The 21,552-nt window shown below is 56.0% G+C and carries 16 protein-coding genes; 11 read left to right on the top strand and 5 right to left on the bottom strand.

The window, feature by feature from the left end; all coding sequences use genetic code 11:
- Nucleotides 1-57 precede the first annotated feature (57 nt).
- A complete protein-coding gene (locus FJV47_RS14390) occupies nt 58-978 on the top strand; it encodes a 2-hydroxyacid dehydrogenase (protein WP_159614182.1) in 921 nt (306 codons plus the stop codon).
- A 40-nt stretch (nt 979-1,018) separates the two neighbouring features.
- Nucleotides 1,019-2,551 (top strand): deoxyguanosinetriphosphate triphosphohydrolase family protein, encoded by a 1,533-nt coding sequence (locus FJV47_RS14385; protein WP_159614180.1) that lies wholly within the window; start codon nt 1,019-1,021, stop codon nt 2,549-2,551.
- A gap of 31 nt (nt 2,552-2,582) precedes the next feature.
- On the opposite strand, the gene FJV47_RS14380 is transcribed toward FJV47_RS14385, so the two are convergent.
- Nucleotides 2,583-3,605, bottom strand: a complete 1,023-nt coding sequence (locus FJV47_RS14380) for an RNase H family protein (RefSeq protein ID WP_159614178.1) — start codon at nt 3,603-3,605, stop codon at nt 2,583-2,585.
- A 581-nt stretch (nt 3,606-4,186) separates the two neighbouring features.
- Between FJV47_RS14380 and FJV47_RS14375 the strand changes: the two genes are divergently transcribed.
- Both FJV47_RS14375 and FJV47_RS14370 read left to right on the top strand, forming a co-directional pair.
- Nucleotides 4,187-5,308: a hypothetical protein gene (locus tag FJV47_RS14375; protein WP_159614176.1), complete on the top strand. Its 1,122-nt coding sequence runs from the start codon at nt 4,187-4,189 to the stop codon at nt 5,306-5,308.
- Nucleotides 5,309-5,404: 96 nt separating this feature from the next.
- On the top strand, nt 5,405-6,379 hold the full coding sequence (locus FJV47_RS14370; RefSeq protein WP_159614174.1) for a hypothetical protein: 975 nt from the start codon (nt 5,405-5,407) through the stop codon (nt 6,377-6,379).
- Between the two features lie 93 nt (nt 6,380-6,472).
- Here the strand turns inward: FJV47_RS14370 and FJV47_RS14365 are convergent, their stop codons facing one another.
- Nucleotides 6,473-8,695 (bottom strand): NADP-dependent isocitrate dehydrogenase, encoded by a 2,223-nt coding sequence (locus FJV47_RS14365; RefSeq protein WP_159614172.1) that lies wholly within the window; start codon nt 8,693-8,695, stop codon nt 6,473-6,475.
- 219 nt (nt 8,696-8,914) lie between these two features.
- Nucleotides 8,915-9,514, bottom strand: a complete 600-nt coding sequence (locus FJV47_RS14360; protein WP_159614170.1) for a TetR family transcriptional regulator — start codon at nt 9,512-9,514, stop codon at nt 8,915-8,917.
- A gap of 147 nt (nt 9,515-9,661) precedes the next feature.
- Here FJV47_RS14360 and FJV47_RS14355 point away from each other — a divergent pair, with 147 nt between their 5' ends.
- The 7 genes from FJV47_RS14355 (at nt 9,662) to FJV47_RS14325 (ending at nt 19,293) form a co-directional block, all read left to right on the top strand.
- Nucleotides 9,662-11,128, top strand: coding sequence for a DHA2 family efflux MFS transporter permease subunit (locus FJV47_RS14355; RefSeq protein WP_159614168.1), 1,467 nt, complete (start codon nt 9,662-9,664; stop codon nt 11,126-11,128).
- Between the two features lie 157 nt (nt 11,129-11,285).
- Nucleotides 11,286-12,971 (top strand): formate--tetrahydrofolate ligase, encoded by a 1,686-nt coding sequence (locus tag FJV47_RS14350; protein ID WP_159614166.1) that lies wholly within the window; start codon nt 11,286-11,288, stop codon nt 12,969-12,971.
- 109 nt (nt 12,972-13,080) lie between these two features.
- Nucleotides 13,081-13,839: a LamB/YcsF family protein gene (locus FJV47_RS14345; protein WP_159614165.1), complete on the top strand. Its 759-nt coding sequence runs from the start codon at nt 13,081-13,083 to the stop codon at nt 13,837-13,839.
- Nucleotides 13,836-15,434 (top strand): carboxyltransferase domain-containing protein, encoded by a 1,599-nt coding sequence (locus tag FJV47_RS14340; protein WP_159614163.1) that lies wholly within the window; start codon nt 13,836-13,838, stop codon nt 15,432-15,434. The genes FJV47_RS14345 and FJV47_RS14340 overlap by 4 nt, the downstream gene beginning before the upstream one ends.
- Before the next feature lie 15 nt (nt 15,435-15,449).
- Nucleotides 15,450-17,189 (top strand): biotin carboxylase N-terminal domain-containing protein, encoded by a 1,740-nt coding sequence (locus FJV47_RS14335; protein WP_159614161.1) that lies wholly within the window; start codon nt 15,450-15,452, stop codon nt 17,187-17,189.
- A 52-nt stretch (nt 17,190-17,241) separates the two neighbouring features.
- A complete protein-coding gene (locus tag FJV47_RS14330; protein WP_159614159.1) occupies nt 17,242-17,919 on the top strand; it encodes a GntR family transcriptional regulator in 678 nt (225 codons plus the stop codon).
- A gap of 384 nt (nt 17,920-18,303) precedes the next feature.
- Entirely contained in the window at nt 18,304-19,293 is a 990-nt protein-coding gene (locus FJV47_RS14325) for an adenosine deaminase (protein WP_159614158.1), read from the top strand.
- Between the two features lie 71 nt (nt 19,294-19,364).
- Here the strand turns inward: FJV47_RS14325 and FJV47_RS14320 are convergent, their stop codons facing one another.
- Together FJV47_RS14320 and FJV47_RS14315 are read right to left on the bottom strand one after the other, a co-directional pair.
- The gene (locus FJV47_RS14320; RefSeq protein ID WP_159614877.1) at nt 19,365-20,156 is read right to left on the bottom strand and encodes a putative hydro-lyase; all 792 of its coding nucleotides are present in this window, start codon (nt 20,154-20,156) and stop codon (nt 19,365-19,367) included.
- Between the two features lie 30 nt (nt 20,157-20,186).
- Nucleotides 20,187-21,407 carry an NRAMP family divalent metal transporter gene (locus FJV47_RS14315; RefSeq protein ID WP_159614157.1) on the bottom strand — a complete coding sequence of 407 codons (1,221 nt, stop codon included), beginning with the start codon at nt 21,405-21,407 and terminating at the stop codon, nt 20,187-20,189.
- Nucleotides 21,408-21,552: the final 145 nt, after the last annotated feature.

Raw genomic sequence — 21,552 nt, 5'->3', positions numbered from 1 at the left:
ACCATCCCTGTGTGCCAGCGGACACAATAGTCAGAGCACCCGAAAGGACATTTTCTTATGATATTACGTGTATTGCTTCCCTGGCAGGATCTCGTCGACCGTCTACAGCATCCGGGAATCGAACCGATCCTCTGGCACATCAATGATGACCCCAATGACGCCCCGCCGGCCGACGTGCTGGTCACCGAACGTCCGAGCAAGCCTGAGCTTTGTTCAAGGGTCTCCCGCATCAAGGGGCTGAAGCATGTCCACCTGCTCTCCATCGGATACGAGTGGGTTCTAGAGCATCTTCCTGAACACGTGTCATTGACCAATTCCACGGGCGCCGTGGAAGATGCCACCGCCGAACACTGCCTCGCTCTGGTTCTGGCATCCCTGCGCCAATTGCCACAGGTCGGACAGCAGCAGCGCGAGCGGCAGTGGACTAGGACATGGACGGGCTCGCTGCACGGGTCCAAGGTGGTGCTCCTTGGTGCTGGTGGAGTCGGCAACGAGATCCGTGGGCGACTATTGCCCTTCAAACCTGCCGAGCTCACGTCATTTGCCCGAACGGAACGAGTCCACGAGCAGGGCTATCCAATCTATTCTCTTGATCGGCTCCGGACTTTTCTTCCCACTGCCGATGTGGTGATTGTTGCCCTGCCGCATACCAAGGAAACCGAACAGCTTATCGACGCCGAATTCCTCTCGACAATGAAGGACGGCTCGGTACTGGTCAATGTGGGGCGCGGGCCCATCATCGACACCGATGCCCTGTTGCCTGAGTTGCAAGCCGGCAGGCTGCATGCGGCCTTGGATGTCACCGATCCTGAGCCGTTGCCGGCAGACCACGCACTATGGAGCGCACCGAATTGCGTCATCACCCCGCACATGGCCGGAGACACTGGGCAGTTCATCTCGATGGTCTCAGAAATGGCAGTCAATCAGGTCATCGCCTTTGCGCACGGTGAAGAACTCGCTAATACAATCATCAATTAACGTCGCGTCCTGATGTTGATCACCTAGGCTAGTTTCTACGATGGATATCAGGGCAAAAGCACACCAAAACGGCGGCCGCGACCGCGCTATCGCCGAGCAAGACAATACGGGTGAAGACGAGTTCCGCGTAGATGTTGAACGAATTCGTTTCTCCCCTTACTTCTCGCGCTTGTCATCCGTGACGCAAGTAATCCCTCAGGCTGGTTCAGGCACTCTGGTTCACAACCGCCTGACGCATTCGCTCAAGGTTTCTGCTGTTGCACGCTCTATCGCCATTGGCTTCAGATCAGCTGATGAAGCTACTAGGCGACTTATCGACGACTTGGGTGGTTGTGACCCCGTTGTGGTTCAGGCAGCTGCTGCAGCCCACGACTTGGGACACCCACCGTTCGGGCACCTAGGCGAACAGGAATTAGACCGCGTCGCCCGAGGCATGCTGGGGCTCTCCGATGGTTTTGAAGGAAATGCCCAGAGCTTCCGTATTCTCACCGCGTTGGATAGTTGTAGTGCAACACCTCGCGGGCTAAACCTCACCAGAGCTGTCCGAGCGGCTGTATTGAAATATCCCTGGACACGTAATGAGTGGCAGGCCAAGGGACCGACCTCCCCTGAGCTACTCCCCCGCGGAATCGGAACCGATCCCACTGCTGGTGCGATGAAATACTCCGCCTACGACATCGAAGCTGCAGAAATGGCAGACGTGCTGTCGGTATTTCCGGGAATCGCCCAGTATCAGCAGACATTGGAATGTTCAGTCATGGATATTGCTGATGACATTGCCTACGCAGTGCATGATCTTGACGATTTTTACCGCGCAGGAATTTTGCAATACACCAGCGTCTCCGCAGAGCTTCGAGCCTGGCTGGACCACGCACACCAGTTCAAAGCCCTGAAGACCGCAGACCTGAATCAACGCCAGCCTGGCCATGCTCTAGAGCTAACGTGGCGTCGACTCGTTGCGAAGGATCCTTGGATTGCCAACCCTGATGCGTTCCGTGATTCAGTAGAGCGTGTGGGCCACGATTTGGTTGATGGACTGTTGGCGGTCCCCTACGACGGTGGGCTACAAGCTGACCGTGCAGTCACCTCATTTACCCGTCGTTGGATTGAACGACTTCAAAAGTCGGTCACTGTTGAGCGAACACCAATGATTCGAAGCGGTCATATCCGTCTAAGCGATGCAGCATGGCATGACGTGGTTGTTCTCAAATTTGTCCACTCACGCTTTGTCCTTGATCGTTCAGACTTGGCTGTTTATCAGCGTGGGCAAACCCGAATCATCCGCTCATTGGCGGAAGGCTTTAATACTTGGCTCAATGATCCTGCAGACGCAGGACGTGCACCCCGCCGTCTCCTAGACTCCGTTGAAGCCACCACAGAGGAATACCGGCAATTGCGCGAAACTTCACCTGAACTATTCATGCAGGCCGGACCAAATGAGATTCAGCGTTTGGGCCAGGCACGCGCCATTGTCGATTACATCGCTTCTTTCACTGATGCCCAAGCTGTTTCGTTGAACTCACTACTCACCGGAACTTCGGACAATCTTTGGGAGGCTGGGCGCGGCTTGTAGGCATGTGGAGCAGGCCCTGACGCAGTTCGGTTCAGACGGCCAGAGCCAGCTCTTCAGCAACGATCTTCTGCATCAACGTATGAGTCCGTTCAGGACTGATTCCTGCATTAAAGTGGCGGGCCATAAGTATCGCCATTCTGTCTGCGGCTTCGTTGAAGCAGTTGCCGTTGTGCCCTCGGACCCATACGGCACGGGTCTGCCCTCGGCGACGTTCCAGCGCTATTCCAAGTGCGACCTCATGAGCACGACGAGAATACGAATCTGAGTTCGCGATGGAATTGATATATCCCACCAATGCTCTACAGTCGCTAAAAATTGTCAGATCTGACTCCAAGGGTGTGTGTCGAATCGCCAATAACGCACCGGTAGTTTCAGCCATCAATGGACTGCGCGAAAAATTCCGCGGAGCAATTTGCGAGGCCCAATGACCCTGCATTGTCACCATTGCACCTGCGCCCCGGTCTCTTCTGTGGTGAGGCAAGGATCCATCGGTGTACGCGATAACCGATGAACGCGAAAGATACGCCTCCTTGAGGGGCGCGAGCGCTTCGGTATTTGCCTGATTCGCCGCCTCCACTTTGGTGCCATAAAGCCAGGGAGGGTTCAGGCAAAAGACCGGGTTTGCTGCCAGTTCAGCATGCCCCAATCCATCACTATTGGAGATCAGCAGGTCAATTGACGCTGGAGTGCTAATGCGGGCGGTGCCAGTGAGTGCAGCTAAAGAGTCCAAAATGGCCACGTCGAGATCACCGTTCTTACACGTTCCCGAGAGGGTCGTGACAGGGCGATGAGTGGAATCACAGAGCGTCACCGAAAAGTCGAAATGAAGACCCCGCTCACTGCGTTGCGCGTGATGGCCTGCCAACTTGATGACCGATGAAAACGGAACGTAGGCATGCTTGGCTCCTGACGGATCGCAGGTGTATGCCGAGCGTTCCACCGCTGCGAGAATGCGTGAAGTCTGAGTCTGTCGCTGCTCAGTAGCGAATCGGCGCACACCATCGGAGTCGAGAACTATCGATAACTGTGATCCTGAGACAGGAACAGGCATCATTCCTCCTTGCGCGCCTAGATGACTTGGAATTGATCCTACTGTCTTACTCGGACAAATTGGTTTCTTTCCCGTTAAATAATCACTATCTCTCCGCGCAAAAGGTGAATACACTGAATTCAATATTTGAATCATGCCCGCCGCAGCAAACGAACATATTATCCGCTGCACTAATTTCGTTGGTCGCCGCTTCATTTCTCGGTCTGTGATCAGTTGGAAGCTCGGCAGACCATCTTTGGATCTAGGAGCAGATGCGTGATCGCGAGGAGTGCGAGCATATCCACGCTGCAACCGACGCTTGTAACTGTATTGTCAGGATTTCAACCCACTTTTCGTCTTATTTGTCCTTCAACGCGCTTATGCTGAGATCGACGAAATGCATCGCCACTTCGTGGATGAATAATACGCACCGCGGAGACGACGGATTTCCTTGAATGCACTTTTGTCGCTGAATCAAAAAGACAACTGAGCAATAGTATCGGTCAGGGTAATCGGCCAAGGTACCTTGCCGCCACTAGATCGCTGGAGGAGTAATGCTAGAGGGAACAAAGAGGTCGCACGGATTTGATCCTGTACTTGATCGCATGGATCGTAAACAGCTCATTGACCATTATTTGCGGGTGTTTCCTGATGCAGGTCAAAGCGCTCTTGAATCTAAAACGCGGAGCCAACTCATTGAGGAGTTGTTGGAACGTAGGGAGCTAGAACAAAGGCCTGCTTCCTCGGAACACGAGACGTATCCACTTCGCAGGCCTCGGAAGCTGACCGGCTCGGGTGAGATCTCCCAGTATGCAGGCAAACCGATCTTTTGGAGTTGGGAAAAGAATGTTCGTGGCACGGCGTCTTCACTCGCGGGTGCACCGGATTCCTACGAAATGAACTTCACTCAAACTCTTGAGCAGGATTCGCTCATCCTCACAGCAGTCAACAGTTCCCCACCATTGATCCTGAGCCTGGAACGGGTGGAGTCTGCGACTGAAGGCGTTGTCGAAGTTGAACGGTTGTTTACGTTCGCTAGCCCAATTTCCGTACTGGAGGTCGAACAGCGGCTCGGGGCGAAGCTGCCTCGAAGGTCGCAATATCTCGGAGAATCAGTTGTTGGACGGGTCTTGAGCGTCATTGGCGAGTTGATGGTGTCGCCGGCTCCAATTTTCTTGGAGGCTGGTGATTGCTCGGCCCGAGTAACGAACTCCGAAGAAGACGCGATTCTTGCAATTTCTATCCTTCAAGCGTCCTTCGACAACGAGCTCGAGTGTGAATCCTGTGGTCAAGCGGACGTATCAAATATAGAAGCGCATCTAGTGCGTCCGTCGAATGAATGGATCGTTTTGGAGATCCAGGATCATGTCGATGACGTAATGCTGGTATGTCCCGATTGCCACGAAATGATCCATGAATCTATTGTGGAACAGGCTAAATCTTCTTCTAAGCCTTCTTGCCCTGAATGCGGCGAACTCAACCCACGTACATATATTTGGGGCATGCCCGCCGGCATGCCTGATGAAGAAGAATTTGTTGTCGCAGGTTGTGTCCTTCCATCCGGTCCGTTGCCAGATTGGCAATGCCGAGCATGTGGGACGGACTACCTTGTCCAGAAACATGACCCTAGAATGAATGAACCGGGATTTGAAGCCCTGTTGCGGTTATCGACCGAGCAACTAGATGATTTTTTCACAAGAAATTGGCAACAAATAGCAAATCTGTGACGCTGTTTAGATTTTGGCTAACTATTAACGCCACGAACGCTGTCAGACTATATAGTTCGATATGTTATGGCCTGATTCAAAGCCAAGCGACCAATCATGATTGAAGCGGAGATTATGGAATCATTGCTACCTCTTAGAATTTTTGAGGCCGTTCGCCTGCTACACCGCCTGGGATATGCCGGACTACGCATCCTTCCCGGCATGAACGCTTCGGGATCGGCTTGGAGAATTATCCTATTCAACGTCTCCGAATGGGACAATCGCGACGAGTTCGGTGGGCCGTACCATGCTCGTGAATCTTGCGTTTACTCAACGGGCGCGGAGAACATATTTAACAACACCGTTCAGTTCCCCGAAGATGTAAGCCACGTTCGCGTGGCCGAAGCAATTCTTGACGGTATGCCTTCGCTCCAAAGGACCTCCCTGAGTCAAACAGGAAACGATGAATACGTTCGTTGGTACGCCATGCTGGCGTCCCAGATCAAAACCCTGTCCGATTTGCCGGTAGCCTATGCTGACTACTTTGATGACTCAGAAGGCTGGGAGCTCGGTTGGGGAAGTAAACGACGATTCCTCCCTCCACCTGCCTACACCGCCCAAGTCGACGAACCAGTTGTTTACCCTAAACGCGACGAACACTATGTACTACTACTTTGCGCCCAGTATCTTGGCTCGCAATGTGAAAATCAGAAAACTTTCTCATGGCTCCTTGGCGACCCAACGGAAAAGACTGGCAAGCAGAAAAAACTACCGGTCGACGGTTATTGGGAAGAGCATGATCTGATCGTCGAATACCACGAAAAACAGCATTCGGAAGCGGTACCATTTTTCGATTCGAAAATCACCGCAACAGGAATGAACCGCGGAGAACAAAGAAAAATTTACGATGCCAGAAAGACCCAAGAAATTCCCAAACATGGCATCAACTTGGTCATCATCGACTATCGCGATTTTGATCATCGGAAGGGGAAAATCGTGAGAAACCCTGAAAGTGATCTTTTGGTAGTTGGCAATCTACTGAAACAAGCATCCAAAAACTCACGTCCAGGGGTCACCGCTACTTTTGCTTAGCCCCATTTGGCGAACCGGTCAATTTCCTGGCATGTTAAACCGCTGGCCCCAATCCTTGAGGATTGGGGCCAGCGGCTTAGCTATCCGGGAAGACTACTTGGTCAGCAGTTCCAGAGCTTTGTTCAGCGTTGCGCTTGGGCGCATGACAGCCGAAGCCTTGGCTTCGTCTGGACGGTAGTAACCAGCGATATCCACAGCCTGACCCTGAACCTCGGCAAGCTCGGAAACGATAGCTTCCTCGTTCTCGCCCAGTGCCTTGGCAACAGCGGAGAAGGCCTCAGCAAGCTGAGCATCCTTATCCTGCTTAGCCAATTCCTCTGCCCAGAACTTGGCCAGGTAGAAGTGGCTGCCACGGTTATCCAGTTCGCCTACCTTGCGCTTAGGCGACTTGTCTTCCAGCAGGAAGGTGCCGGTTGCGGCATCCAGGGTGTCTGCCAGAACCTGAGCGCGAGCGTTGTCGTTGTTCACGGCCAAGTGCTCGAAGGAAGCTGCCAGTGCCAGGAATTCGCCCAGCGAATCCCAACGCAGGTGGTTTTCGCTGATCAGCTGCTGCACGTGCTTTGGAGCGGATCCACCGGCACCGGTCTCGAATAGTCCGCCACCAGCCAGCAGTGGAACAATCGAAAGCATCTTTGCCGAGGTGCCCAGTTCCAGAATTGGGAACAGGTCGGTCAGGTAGTCACGCAGTACGTTACCAGTCACCGAGATGGTGTCCTCGCCCTTGCGGATTCGATCGATGGAGTACTGGGTTGCCTCAACTGGGGACAGGATTTCGATGGTCAGGCCATCGGTGTCCAGTTCCTTGAGGTACTCGTTGACCTTGGTGATCAGCACGGCGTCGTGTGCGCGCTTCTCGTCCAACCAGAACACAGCAGGGGTCTGGGAGGCACGGGAGCGGTTTACGGCCAGCTTGACCCAGTCGCGAATGGCAACGTCCTTGGTCTGGCATGCACGCCAGATGTCACCGGCGAAGACCTGGTGTTCAATCAGAACGGTGTCGTTCTCATCAACAATCTGAACGTGGCCGTTAGCAGCCAATTCGAAGGTCTTGTCGTGGGAACCGTATTCTTCAGCCTTCTGAGCCATCAGACCAACGTTTGGCACGGTACCCATGGTGGTTGGATCGTAGGCGCCGTTGGCACGGCAGTCATCGATAACAACCTGGTAGATGCCTGCGTAGGAGGAATCTGGCAGAACAGCCAAGGTGTCTGCGGTGTTGCCCTTGGCATCCCACATCTTGCCGCCCAGACGGATCATGGCTGGCATGGAAGCGTCAACAATAACGTCCGATGGGACGTGCAGGTTGGTGATGCCCTTGTCGGAATCGACCATGGCAACTGCTGGACCTTCTTCAAGGCCCTTAGCGATCAGCTTCTCAACACCGGCGCGAACCTCGTCAGAGAGTTCATCCAAGCCGCCGAGGATTGCTGCAAGACCGTTGTTTGGGTTCAAGCCGGCTGCTGCCAGCTCGTCGCCGTAGGTGTCAAACAGTTCGGAGAAGTAAGCCTTCACCACGTGACCGAAGATGATTGGGTCAGAAACCTTCATCATGGTGGCCTTCAGGTGTGCTGAGAAGAGCACGCCCTCTTCCTTGGCGCGAGCAACCGAAGCCTTGAGGAACTCCGAAAGTGCAGCTACGTGCATCACGGTGCCATCGATGACTTCGTCCTTGAGAACGTCGAATGGCTTCTTCAGAACCTTAACTTCGCCATCTTCGCCAACGAAGCGGATGGAGATCTTCTTGTCTGCGTCGATGACAACGGACTTCTCATTCGAAGCGAAGTCGTCAACACCCATGGTGGCGACGTTGGTCTTCGAGTCAGCGGTCCATGCACCCATGGAGTGTGGGTACTTGCGAGCGTAGTTCTTTACGCTCAGTGGTGCACGGCGGTCAGAGTTACCTTCACGCAGCACTGGGTTCACTGCAGAACCCTTGATCTTGTCGTAACGTGCGCGGACGTCGGTCTCTTCATCGGAGGAAGGATTGTCCGGGTAGTCAGGCAATGCGTAACCGGCGGCCTGCAACTCAGCGATAACAGCCTTGAGCTGAGGAATGGATGCCGAGATGTTTGGCAGCTTGATGATGTTAGCTTCTGGGGACTTGGCTAGATCGCCAAGTTCGGCCAGTGCGTCGGAAATGCGCTGTTCTTCGGTGACATAGTCAGGGAAGGTAGCGATAACGCGGCCTGCCAGCGAGATATCGCGGGTCTCCAGTTCCACGCCTGCGGTCGAAGCGAAAGCTTCAACGATTGGCAGGAACGAGTGGGTCGCCAACATTGGCGCTTCGTCGGTATGGGTGTAAATAATCTTTGCCATAGGTTTGGCGTCTCCCTGAACGTCGTGCGGAAGCGGGGTTAACCGCCCGGAACTCAACGTTCCAAATCTACCCGATTTTGCTCTGCACCACACTTCCACGGGGTGCGAATGACCTTTGGGAATCTCATTTTTGCCCCGAAATACCGGGATGAATAGCATGGGAGCACTTTGTCACATTTAAGTTAATCTCCCATAACTCAATGCTGCTTCCGGCGCTACTCAGGAAAGCGCTAGGCCAGTGGAGGAAATTTGCACCATCTCTTTGACCGCCTGCTCAAAGAATTCGGAAGGCACAGCGCTAGTTCCAGATCTTTCAGCTTGAGTGAAACACTGCCAAGCGACGCGCCAGCTGGACGCGACCATCTCAGCAATCAATAACGCCTGCATTTGTGTAACCAAACCCCGGTCGACCAGCGACCGACTCAGCTCAACAACTAGCTCCTGTTCCCTACTGGTCGCGATTAACAGCAGCTTAGGGACAGAGACCATCAGGCGCGTCACGCGACGGAATTCATGCTGTTCAATTTCGGCAGAAAAATGATCCCTGCACACTTGCAACAGAGCTTGGAAGATCGATGCCGGAGTAGCGCCCGCGGCAAGTTCAAGGCCCGTCAACGCGGTAACCAGCTCGCTCTGCCCAGGGACGATGGCTGATTCTTTGGAATCAAAATAGCGGAAAAACGTGCGATCCGAGATGCCCACTTGCTGCGCAATTCGTGAAACGGTCGTGGCTTCCAAACCGAACTCTTCAACAAGGTCCAATGCAGCTGCTTGAATCTTGCGCGAGGTCTCAGCCTTGCGCTCATCTCGAATCCCCATGCATTCCTCCATACCTGTTAACCTCTAGCGATCGTCTCATAAGCCGGAAGAAAACTAGTTTCCTGTCACACTCTGACACTTTTCCTCACGAAATTGTGTCACTCTATGACACTATTTGACAGTTGAAGATTCCCAGAAAGAGAAAAAGTGACGTCAGAACCTACAAAAACTGAGCCCCAAGCTTCACCCCCACAGTCCGCTCAAGCAGCGTTGAGCACCAAGGCGCTCACCGGCATTATTGCCGCGCTCGCGTTGGCAGCTTTCATGATGATTCTGAATGAAACAGTGTTGACGGTGGCACTGCCAGGAATCATGGCTGATATGAATATCACCGCAGCGACCGGCCAGTGGCTCACCACCGGCTTCCTGCTCACCATGTCAGTGGTTATCCCAACGACCGGCTTTTTGCTACAGCGGTTCAACCACCGTTCGCTGTTCATGTTTGCCATCATCAGCTTCTTGGTGGGTACAGTCATCGCGGTCATTGCCCCGAGTTTTGCCTTCTTGCTCTTAGCCCGCATCATCCAGGCGCTGGGCACGGCCATCATCTTGCCGTTGCTCATGACCACTACCCTCACGTTGGTACCGGTCCACCTGCGCGGCACCATCATGGGTTTAAACTCCATCGTCATTGGCGTGGGTCCTGCGATCGGCCCCACCGTTTCAGGCGCCGTAGTGCACGCCCTGGGATGGCACTACATCTTTGCGATGATGCTCCCCATCGCTGCGGTAGTGCTGATCTTGGGAATCATTTTCTTCAAGGTTCCATCTAATGCGCGCAACATTCGAGTGGACGGCTTGTCAGTTGTCCTCTCCGCACTGGCTTTTGGTTTCTTGGTGTACGCCATTTCCAGCATCGAGCACGCCTCGACCAACCCGGCACTGACGATTCTCAGCTTTGTCATTGGCTTGGTTTCGCTAGCGATTTTCATCAAGCGACAGCTAAAGCTGACCGGTCAGGTCCGCGAACTACTGAACCTCTCCGCCTTCAGCTCCCGAGGGTTCACCTTTGCGATCATCATGATCATGATCGCCTTTGGCACCCTGCTCGGCTCGTTGATGATCGTTCCGTTGCTGCTGGAATCAGGCAAGGGGATCGATTCTTTGAAGATCGGCATGATGCTGCTTCCTGGCGGTGTTGCGCAGGCGATTGCCTCTCCCATTTTCGGCCGCATCTATGACAAGCACGGTCCACGTCCAGTCCTGATCCCAGGTGCCATCATGCTCGCCGCCGGCCAGTGGCTTTACACGCTGATCAACGCGGAAACGCAATTGTGGATGTTCATGATCACCCATATCATCTTCTCCATCGGTCTGGCACTGCTGATGACCGGGTTGATGTCCTCGGCCATGGCGACCCTGGATCCGCGGCTCTTCGGCCACGGTTCTGCCATTTTCAACACTGGACAGCAATTAGGCGGAGCCATCGGCACCACCATTTTCGTCACGGTGATGTCTGTGATCTCGAAGGCGAAAATTGACGCCGGTACTGACCCTGCGCAGGCCCTGTTCTCGGGCGCTCATATCGCGTTCATCATCGGTGCAGTGCTGGCAACGATAGGGATCGTCTTCGCTGTGTGCATCAAGGGCTCTGCTCCAGCACAGCGTCGATAGGAATCGGTGGGGCTTGAGCATTTCGTGGTGCGAAGTGCGGGCCACGTTGCTCGGGCGGTGGAACCTCTGGTGGTAGCTTGAAGGCACATCGGGGACTACCACTGACCTTGGTCTTCCTCGCATTCCGGATTCTCCGGGTCAGCAGAGAGGACGCAGCATGGCAACGACGCCAGAAGCCGACATGAGTGATCTAGCGATCGCTTCACGAACGGTGCTCAAGCCCATCGCAGACATTGCCGCGAATGCAGGGATTGAACACGAGGCAGTGGAACCCTACGGACGCTACAAGGCCAAGGTCGATCTCTCGTTACTCACGGGAAATAGGGCACGCCGCGGACAGGTAGTCCTGGTCAGCGGAATGTCTCCGACTCCTGCCGGTGAGGGGAAAACTACCATGGTGGTCGGCTTGGCCGATGCCTTGGCAGCAACCGGGGCAAAAACCATGATCGCCCTGCGTGAGCCTTCGGTGGGCCCGAGCTTCGGCATGAAGGGCGGGGCCACCGGCGGAGGCCAGTCGCAGGTGCTGCCGATGGATGAAATCAATCTGCATTTCACCGGGGACTTCCACGCCATCACCAGCGCCAACAACCTGCTGATGGCGCTGGTCGATAACCACCTGCACCACGGAAACCAATTGGGCCTCGACCCGCAACGCATCACCTTCAAGCGCGTCCTGGATATGAATGATCGCGCCTTGCGCACCGTGGTGATCGGACTGGGCGGGCCAACAGATGGCGTCCCGCGCGAGACCGGATTCGAGATTACCGCAGCCTCTGAAGTCATGGCAGTCTTCTGCCTAGCCACCGGTCTTGAAGATTTGCGCGCACGGCTTGGCCGCATGACCGTCGGCTATACATATGAGATGAAACCGGTGACCGTCGATGACTTAGGCGCAGCTGGAGCCTTGACGTTGCTGCTCAAGGACGCGATCAAACCGAATCTTGTACAGAGCATCGCCGGCACCCCAGCGTTCATTCATGGTGGGCCCTTCGCCAACATTGCCCACGGGTGCAATTCGGCTATCGCCACCAACACTGCTCGATCTCTGGCGGACATTGTGGTGACCGAGGCAGGCTTCGGCACCGATCTTGGGGCCGAGAAGTTCATGGACATCAAGGCTCGATATGCCGATTGCGCCCCGAGCGCCGTGGTGATCACCGCGACCATTCGTGCCTTAAAAATGCATGGTGGAGTTGCCAAAGAAGAGCTCGGCGCCGAGAACATCGACGCCGTGCGCGCCGGATTGCCCAACCTCGCTCGCCATGTCTCCATCATCAAGAAGTTCGGCATCCCACCGGTCATTGGCATCAACCAATTCAGCAAGGACACACAGGCTGAGCTCAAGGTCGTCGCCGACTGGGCGGCCGAGAATGCAATTGCCTGTGCGGTGGCCGATGTCTGGGGTCAGGGTGGCGCAGGGGCCGGCGCACTGGCCGAGGCAGTAGTGCGGGCCATCCAGTCCCCTGCAGATTTCAAGCACCTGTACGACCTCGATCAAAGTGTAGAAGAGAAAATTCTGACCTTGACGCAAGAAATCTACGGTGGCGAAGGCGTCGAGTACTCGGTTAAGGCGCAGCGAATGCTGGAGCAGATCCATGCCAACGGCTGGGATCGATTGCCGGTCTGCATAGCGAAAACGCAGTATTCCTTCTCCGATGATCCTCAGCTGCTCGGCACCCCGCAAGGATTCAGACTGCAGATCCGCGAATTGATTCCCAAAACCGGCGCGGGCTTCATTGTTGCCATCACCGGAGCATTAACTACGATGCCGGGGCTACCCAAGGTGCCGGCTGCCCTGCGCATGGGTGTTGACGGTCAGGGGAAAGCAGTAGGCCTGTCTTAAACATCCCCAGTAGCGCGTTGAATTTTTCGAAACCTTTCTCAGATTGTTGAACAATTATCGAAAGTAGGGCATTCTTTTACCAAGACATGTTCACGAGACGGGGATCACAATGCCATTCATAGACCTGAATTCCGACGTAGGCGAATCATTCGGCAACTGGAAAATGGGCGATGACGCCGCCATCTTCACCTCCGTCTCCTCTGCAAATATCGCTTGCGGTTTCCATGCCGGAGACCCAAGCACCATCGCACAAACCTGCCGCGATGCCGTCAGTGCTAACGTCACCATCGGAGCGCACGTAGGATACCGGGATTTGGCCGGCTTCGGCCGTCGCTTCCTGGACTGCTCGGCGACCGAGCTCGCCGACGACGTCCTGTACCAACTCGGTGCCTTGCAGGCTCTAGCTCGCAGCGCCGGCGCAGAAATCAAGTACGTCAAGCCCCACGGCGCCCTCTACAACACGATCGTGCACCACGAGGTACATGCCCAAGCGGTCATCGATGCCATCAAGGCTTTCGGCACGGACCTTCCGGTGTTGCTCCTGCCTGGATCGCTCGCCCTACAGAAGGCTGAGGCCGCCGGGCTACGCGGCGTTGCCGAAGCTTTTGCCGACCGCAATTACAACCCAGATGGCACCTTGGTCTCCCGCCGCGAAGCCAACGCGGTACTGCATGACCCCGAAGCGGTCACCCAAAATATGATCCGTCTGGCCACCGAAGGAACCATCGTTGCTGTCGATGGCAGCACAATCACCATGCCAGCCGAAAGCATCTGCCTTCACGGAGACACCGCAGGAGCAGTGGCCATGGCTCGTGCTGTCCGCGCCGGATTAGAAAACGCCGGAGTACAGATCCGGAGCTTCGCGTGAGCATCCGCGCTATCCACCGGGCTGGATCCAATGATCTGCTCGTCGACCTAGACTCACTCGATGCCGTCCTTGCGCTCAATGCCGCTTTGGAATCTGCTCCCCTGTCCGGACAACGCGATCTCTTGGCCGCTGCCCAGACAGTATTACTGAAGTTCGATTCGCCGCAGAGCGCCGAACGAGCCCTGACGGCATTGCCAGAACTTGAAGTCACTTCTGCAGTGCAGAACGCGGGCAAGCTGGTCGAGGTACCGGTTCATTATGGTGGTGAGGATCTGACGTCAGTCGCCGAGCTGACCGGACTGAGCACCGAAGCAGTCATCAATGCCCATACAAGCCAGAAATGGCGGGCAGTATTTGGCGGATTCGCTCCCGGCTTCGCCTATCTGCTCGGCGAAAACCACGTCTTGAATGTCCCACGCCGAAACTCCCCGCGCACCAAAGTGCCCGCCGGAGCAGTGGCCCTAGCCGGCGAATACTCGGCTGTTTATCCGCGCCAATCCCCCGGTGGCTGGCAGTTGATCGGGCATACCGATCTGCAAATGTGGGATCTACAGCGCGAAAATCCAGCGTTGATCCGACCACAAGATACTGTGCAGTTCATCCCGGCTACCCAGAAAATTTCGGTGAGCCACGCGCCCGCCGCACGAGACGAAGCGCCAGCGCAGGCACCTGGCGGTGGCCTAAAAATCATCGATGCAGGGCTGCAGTCCCTGCTCCAGGATGCCGGACGCATCGGTTACGGAAACCTCGGAGTCGGCGTCGCCGGAGCGGCAGACCCCGCCGCATTCCACCAAGCCAATCGACTTGTCGGCAACCCGGCAGGCCAGGCGGTCATTGAAAATCTGGGCAGCCGCATCACCCTCGAAGCCAGCGGGGACCAAGTTTTGGCACATACCGGGGCGCAAGCGCAGCTGTGGATTACCCCGGCTGAGGATGACCAGCTACGCACCCCACGGCAGGTCGCCAGCAACGCTCCCTTTGCACTACTGAACGGCGAGCGCCTGAGCATCGAGCCCGACGGCCTGGGGTTGCGCAGCTACCTCGCGGTGCGTGGAACCATTGCGCTCACACCGGTTCTGGGTTCCCTGTCCACCGACACACTCTCTGGGGTTGGCCCCGATCCACTGGTTTCCGGATCCGTCATTCCGGTCAAGCAGCCGGCCATCGGACGTATAGTCGGCAATCCGCAGCCGAGCACGCTACCGGTTCCCGATGAGCAGGGGGTGTACCAGCTCAGGGTGATCGCCGGACCTCGCACCGAGTGGTTTGGCCCATCCGGGGTGCAACAACTGACCGAACAACTCTGGAATGCCACCAGCGAGTCGAACCGCGTAGGCATCCGCTTGTCGACCGACCAGCAGCCCTTACAGCGTGTGCTCTCCGGGGAGCTCGCCAGTGAAGGCGTCGCCAGAGGATCCTTGCAGGTTCCACCGTCGGGCCTTCCTGTGCTGTTCCTCGCTGATCATCCGGTCACCGGTGGCTACCCGGTGATCGCCACGGTGATCGCTGAAGACCTCAGCGCTGCAGCGCAGCTTCCCCCGGGAAGCAAGATTCGTTTTGTCCTCCAGTCCCCCGCCGCTTTGACGGCCAAGTAACTTCTTAGGATTGTCATGAAAAAGGTACTGATCGCCAACCGCGGCGAAATCGCAGTTCGCATTGCCCGGGCGGCCACTGATGCAAATATTAGTTCCGCAGCAATTTACTCGGACCCAGACGCCGACGCCTTGCACGTACGGCGTGCCGACGAGGCATACCCGCTGCATGGATCCACCGGCGCTGACACCTACTTGAATATCGAGAAGATCATTGAGATCGCCCAGCGCTGCGGGGCCGACGCGGTACACCCTGGCTATGGTTTCCTTTCGGAGAACGCCAACTTTGCCCAGGCGGTGATTGACGCTGGGATGAAATGGATCGGCCCCTCGCCGCAGGCCATTGAGGAACTGGGCAATAAGGTCACTGCTCGTCAGATTGCCGTTCGTGCCGGGGCACCATTGGCACCAGGCACCGATGGTCCTGCCGAAAATGCTGCAGAGGTTCGTGCCTTTGCCGAGGAATATGGTGTGCCCGTAGCTATCAAGGCTGCCTTTGGCGGTGGCGGCCGCGGCATCAAAATCGCGTATTCGCTCGATGAGATCTCCGAGGCCTTCGAGTCTGCCACGCGTGAGGCCACCGTGGCCTTTGGCCGCGGTGAATGCTTCGTGGAGCGTTTCCTCTCCAAACCACGACATGTTGAGGCACAGGTTCTGGCTGATACCCACGGCAATGTTGTCGTCGTTGGTACCCGTGATTGCTCGCTGCAGCGCCGTCACCAGAAGCTGGTGGAGGAAGCACCGGCGCCGTTCCTCAGCGATGAGCAGCGAACCCGCATCCACGAATCGGCGAAGGCGATCTGCAAGGAAGCTGGCTACGTTGGCGCCGGCACCGTCGAGTACCTGGTTGCCCACGATGGTCTGATCTCCTTCTTGGAGGTCAATACCCGTTTGCAGGTGGAACACCCGATCACCGAAGAAACCGCCGGCGTGGATTTGGTGGCAGAGCAGTTCCGCATCGCTGATGGCCTGCCGCTATCACTGAGCGAAGACCCAACTCCCCAGGGCCATGCCTTTGAATTCCGTATCAACGCCGAGGACCCTGCCCGCGGATTCCTTCCAGCTCCAGGCACCGTAGAGCGCTTCGAGGCACCCACGGGCGCCGGGGTGCGTATCGATTCTGGTGTTCGCAGCGGTTCAATCATTCCACCGTTCTACGACTCAATGATTGCCAAGCTCATTGTGCACGGAGCCGACCGCAATCAGGCGTTGCGTCGAGCCCGCCTGGCTCTGGAGGAGATCACCATCGCCGGCGTTCCGACGGTCCTACCGTTCCACCGTGCGGTCATCGACCACGAAGACTTTAATGGGGAAAAGCTGAAGGTCTACACGACCTGGATTGAGGACGAATTCCTCAATGAAGTCGAGGCCAGCGATGAGATGGATCTTGACCAGCAAGATACCAGCCGGGAAACGATCACCATTGAGCTCGATGGCAAGGCGGTCCAACTCGGATTACCCGCCGCTCTCACCAACGCCTTGCGCAACCCATCGGGTGCTGGTTCCTCCCAGACAGCTCAGACCCAGGATACTGCCGAGCAAGATGCTTCCTCCGTACTCAGCCCAATGGATGGCAATCTCGTGCGCTTCGCAGTCGAAGACGGTGAGACCGTTTCCAAGGGGCAAACCGTCGCCGTGGTTGAAGCCATGAAAATGGAGTCTGCCGTAGCGGCCCATCGCGACGGAGTATTCACCGCAGGCAGTATTGACGTTGGGGCTGCGGTACGTCGTTCCGACGCGCTGGGCAGTATCCAGTAACTGGACCTCCGCCCGTTCTATTTTAGGCAACGAGTTGGGATAAATTGGACTAATGAAATCCAGCAGCAATGTCTCCAAGCTTCCGGCCAAAGCGCCCCATGCGCACAGCAGCGTTTGGGCCGCGAACCTTTTGCGCACTCGCATCGCTGAAGGTGAATTGTTGCCCGGAGACAAGCTGTCTGAACAGTCCTTGGCGGAGTCATTGGGGCTTTCACGCAATACCTTGCGTGAAAGCTTCACCCTGCTCGACAGTGAACTGATCATCACCCGAATCCCCAACCGCGGGGTTTTTGTTGCGTCTCCCGATGCTGATGATGTGCGCGAAATTTATGCGGTGCGACGCACCATTGAGCCTGCTTGCCTGGCTTGGGGTCCAGAACTGGATTTGGAGCAGCTGGGCAAGATCATTGTCGAAGCTCGTGCGGCTTTGGCGGCCAAAGACATTCCACGAATGGCTAGTGCCAATCAGGCGTTCCATCAGCAGCTGGTTCGATCCTCTGACAGCGCTTTGGTCCAAGAGCTCATGGGACGTGTGCTGGCCAAAATGCGTTTGGTCTTCCACGCAATGAGCGACGCCCCTGATTTCCACTCGCACTATGTGGAGCAAAATGCCCGCCTGGTTGAACTACTGAATAAGGGCCAACGCGATGAAGCAGCCACGGCCCTGCGCGGGTACTTGGACAAGGCTGAAGCAGAGTTGCTCGAACACATCAACAAGGCATCCGAATAGCGTCAACGCTGGTTGCGCCTCCGTGTCAGTCTTGCGATTTCTGTCTCACCGACAACATGGCCATTGAGCTTCTTCAGACTTCGCTACGCCAGATCCACCGTCGTTGCGCTTGACCAATGAGACCTGACTGGCCTGGCACGAACAGTCGAAATATTCATTGTGATTCCGCCACTTTTAGCGCCCCCGGCACCTTGCAATGAGTTCTTTTCGCGGATGGGTCATCACGATGAAAATCCAAGGATATTCACCTGCCAAGTTGGCTGCACGATTGATATTTCGACCTGCCTGCACCTAGCTTGTCGGCGTATGGTTTAAGGCAATCTTGCGCGTTCCTGGCTAGACCAAGGACCGCACCCTATAGTCGTTGCTGAAAGGTTCCGCCCTGTGAACTTGCCCGTTGCCGAATTACATATCCATCTCGAAGGAACCCTGGAACCCGAGATGATCATGTCACTGGCCGCCAAGCATTCAATTGATCTGCCCTACAGCTCAATCGACGAGCTGCGGGCACAGTATGAGTTCAGCAACCTGCAGTCATTCCTGGATCTCTTCTACGCCAACATGCTGGTACTTCGCACCCGCGAAGATTTCTACGAAATCACCATGGCCTACTTGCAGCGTGCACACGCTTCAGGCGTGCGCCACGTGGAATTGTTCTTTGACCCTCAGGCCCATGTGGAGCGCGGCATGGACCTGCGCGATGTCATCGCCGGGATCCGTGACGCATTGAGCGAAGCGCAGGATCGCTGGGGAATCTCACACAAACTCATCGCCTGCTTCTGGCGCCATGCGCCGGCCAGCGAAGCGTTGGAGCTTTTGCGCCTAATGATCGCGCAGAAGCACGACATCGATGGAATCGGCTTGGACTCCTCCGAACTGGGATTCCCACCAGAACTCTTTGTTGACGTCTTCGACCTAGCCCGCAAAAGTGGTTTGCACGTTGTCGCCCACGCCGGCGAAGAAGGCCCAGCCGACTACATTTGGCAGGCTTTGGATCTGCTCAAGGTAGAGCGGGTGGACCACGGCATTCGCTGCTTGGACGATGAGAAGCTGGTGCAGCGACTCGTTGCAGAACAGATGCCGCTGACCGTCTGCCCGCTGTCAAACATCCGTCTGCGTGCGGTGGACACCATGGCGGATCATCCGTTGCCATCCATGCTTGAGGCGGGACTGAAGGTTTCGGTGCATTCCGATGATCCGGCGTATTTCGGCGGGTACATGGACGCCAACTTCGCTTCGCTGATGAAGGCTTTCAATTTCAGCACCGAGCAATTGGCACAGTTGGCCCGAAATTCTTTTGAATCCTCGTTCATTGACGATTCTTCGAAGAGCGAGCGGTTGGCAGAAGTAGAGGCTTGGGTTAGCCAACACTAGAGAAGAATTGCGGTTTAAATAAGTGCTGCGGTGTTCTTCCCGGAAGGGATGAACACCGCAGCACTTCGTTGTTATGGCACCTGATATTGCGAATCTTTGATGTCGGTGATCAGCATGTGGCCAGGTGCATGCCCGATGGCCAGCGATGGTTTCGACTCCATGACAGCTGCTTGTGGCGTGACGCCGCAAGCCCAGAACACCGGAATACTACCTTCGGGAATTTGCACCGCGTCACCAAAGTCTGGCTTCGACAGGTCAGTAATTCCCAGCTCTTCCGGATTGCCTATATGTACCGGCGCCCCATGCACCGCTGGATATCGCGAGGTAATCCGAACAGCGTCCGCTACCTGCGACGCCGGTATGGGCCTCATCGACACCACCATTGGACCGGAGATCACCCCAGCAGTGGTGCTGCGCGCAGTGGTCTTATACATGGGCACATTGACACCCTGATCAATGTGCGCGACGGAGATTCCGTTGTCCATCAAGGCTGACTCAAAGGTGAACGAACAGCCAATGATGAAGGTGACCAAATCATCGCGCCAATACTCGGTCAGGTCGGTGGGTTCGGCAACCTTGACCCCATTTTCATAGACCACGTACTTCGGAACATCGGTTCTGATGTCTCCGCCAGCCAGTAGTTCGCCGGACACTTCCCCTGCTTCAAGCACGCCCAGCACCGGGCAGGATTTGGGGTTGCGCTGGGCAAAAAGCAGAACATCAAACGCTAGTGCTCGCGGCACGATCATGAGGTTCGCCTGCGCATACCCAGCGCTGATTCCAGCGGTGGGAAGCACTTGGCCTTCGCGGAAGAACTCACGAGCTTGGCTTGGGGATAATGCCGAACGTTCGGCCACGGTCATGTCACTGATGTTACTCACGGTCTACCTGCCTTAGCCCTGCCAGAGCGCTGCTAGCCCGGCCAACGAGTTCCATCCGAGGAACACGCTCAACAGCCATGCGAGCACGCCCACCAGAAGCAGGACCTTCGGGTACTTATAGCCACCCATGAGATCCCGACGACGCCACGCAACCCACAGTAGAACTGCGAAACCGACAGGCAAGATCAAGCCGTTGAATGCTCCGGCGAAGATCAGCAAGGTTGCTGGTGCCTTACCCAGGAACAGGTAGATGATGCCGCAGACTGCGATGAAGGCGACCGTGATCAAATTGCGGGTTCGTTCTGAGGTGGTCCGCTTGGTGATGAATGAAACCGAGGTGTAGGCGGCGCCGATAACGCTGGTCAGAGCCGCAGCCCACAGGATGATGCCGAAGGCTCGAATACCGATATCGCCTGCGGCGTGGCCGAAAGCTTCAGCTGCCTTGTTATCGCTGGCCAGCACCACGCCGCCGGCAACAACGCCGAGGATCGCCAGGAACAAGAGCACTCGCATGACACCGGTGACGATGATAGCCAAGATCGAGATGTTGGAAATTGATTTGACGTGCTCAATACCGCTGGTGCCCGAGTCGATCATGCGGTGTGCACCAGCGTAGGTGATGTAACCACCAACGGTGCCACCGATGAGGGTGGTGATAATCAGGAAGTCGATTTTCTCTGGCAGAACCACGTTGCGCAGAGCGTCACCGACCGGTGGTGCGGCGACGATAGCTACGTAAAGCATCAACAGGATCATGATGGCACCGAGCAGCACGACGATGCGGTCCAGAGCCATTCCGGCTTTCTTGGACAGGAAAATCAGGATTGCGACGACAGCTGAAATCGCTCCGCCGATCTTGGCATCCACACCGAGCATCGCGTTGACGCCAAGTCCGGTACCGGCGATGTTGCCGATATTGAAGACCATGCCCCCGATGAATACAAGGGCTGCCAAGAACCAGCCCACACCAGGCAGAACCTTATTGCCAAGTTCTTGAGCGCGCATGCCCGAGACGCCAATAACGCGCCAGACGTTCAGCTGTACCGCGATGTCGACGAGGATCGACACAACAATAGCGAAGGCGAAGGCCGCGCCGATTTTCACTGTGAATTCGGTGGTCTGGGTAATGAATCCAGGCCCGATGGCGCTGGTGGCCATCAAGAACATAGCGCCTAGCAGGGCGGTGCGCCGCGCTTTGGGGCTCATTTCAGTCTTTGACTCAGGAAGTGCCATGATGACGTTCCAATGCGATAGTGGTGACAGCTGTCACAGAATCAATGTAACCCACATGACATTACAGGTTGTTGAACAACCTTGGCAAGATGTTGTTGAACAATATTTCTCCACTTTTTAACGAGTGAGGTGGATGCGCTGTTCA

This window comes from Glutamicibacter sp. JC586 (genome assembly GCF_009805585.1).
Lineage (GTDB): Bacteria > Actinomycetota > Actinomycetes > Actinomycetales > Micrococcaceae > Glutamicibacter.
This window is presented reverse-complemented; position numbering and strand designations above follow the sequence as displayed.

Bases quoted from the DNA above. Each gene is read 5' to 3' on its own strand.
- FJV47_RS14390 (WP_159614182.1), top strand. From the start codon at position 58: ATGATATTACGTGTATTGCTTCCCTGGCAGGATCTCGTCGACCGTCTA.
- FJV47_RS14385 (WP_159614180.1), top strand. From the start codon at position 1,019: ATGGATATCAGGGCAAAAGCACACCAAAACGGCGGCCGCGACCGCGCT.
- FJV47_RS14380 (WP_159614178.1), bottom strand. From the start codon at position 3,605: ATGATGCCTGTTCCTGTCTCAGGATCACAGTTATCGATAGTTCTCGAC.
- FJV47_RS14375 (WP_159614176.1), top strand. From the start codon at position 4,187: ATGGATCGTAAACAGCTCATTGACCATTATTTGCGGGTGTTTCCTGAT.
- FJV47_RS14370 (WP_159614174.1), top strand. From the start codon at position 5,405: ATGATTGAAGCGGAGATTATGGAATCATTGCTACCTCTTAGAATTTTT.
- FJV47_RS14365 (WP_159614172.1), bottom strand. From the start codon at position 8,695: ATGGCAAAGATTATTTACACCCATACCGACGAAGCGCCAATGTTGGCG.
- FJV47_RS14360 (WP_159614170.1), bottom strand. From the start codon at position 9,514: ATGGGGATTCGAGATGAGCGCAAGGCTGAGACCTCGCGCAAGATTCAA.
- FJV47_RS14350 (WP_159614166.1), top strand. From the start codon at position 11,286: ATGGCAACGACGCCAGAAGCCGACATGAGTGATCTAGCGATCGCTTCA.
- FJV47_RS14345 (WP_159614165.1), top strand. From the start codon at position 13,081: ATGCCATTCATAGACCTGAATTCCGACGTAGGCGAATCATTCGGCAAC.
- FJV47_RS14335 (WP_159614161.1), top strand. From the start codon at position 15,450: ATGAAAAAGGTACTGATCGCCAACCGCGGCGAAATCGCAGTTCGCATT.
- FJV47_RS14330 (WP_159614159.1), top strand. From the start codon at position 17,242: ATGAAATCCAGCAGCAATGTCTCCAAGCTTCCGGCCAAAGCGCCCCAT.
- FJV47_RS14320 (WP_159614877.1), bottom strand. From the start codon at position 20,156: ATGACCGTGGCCGAACGTTCGGCATTATCCCCAAGCCAAGCTCGTGAG.
- FJV47_RS14315 (WP_159614157.1), bottom strand. From the start codon at position 21,407: ATGGCACTTCCTGAGTCAAAGACTGAAATGAGCCCCAAAGCGCGGCGC.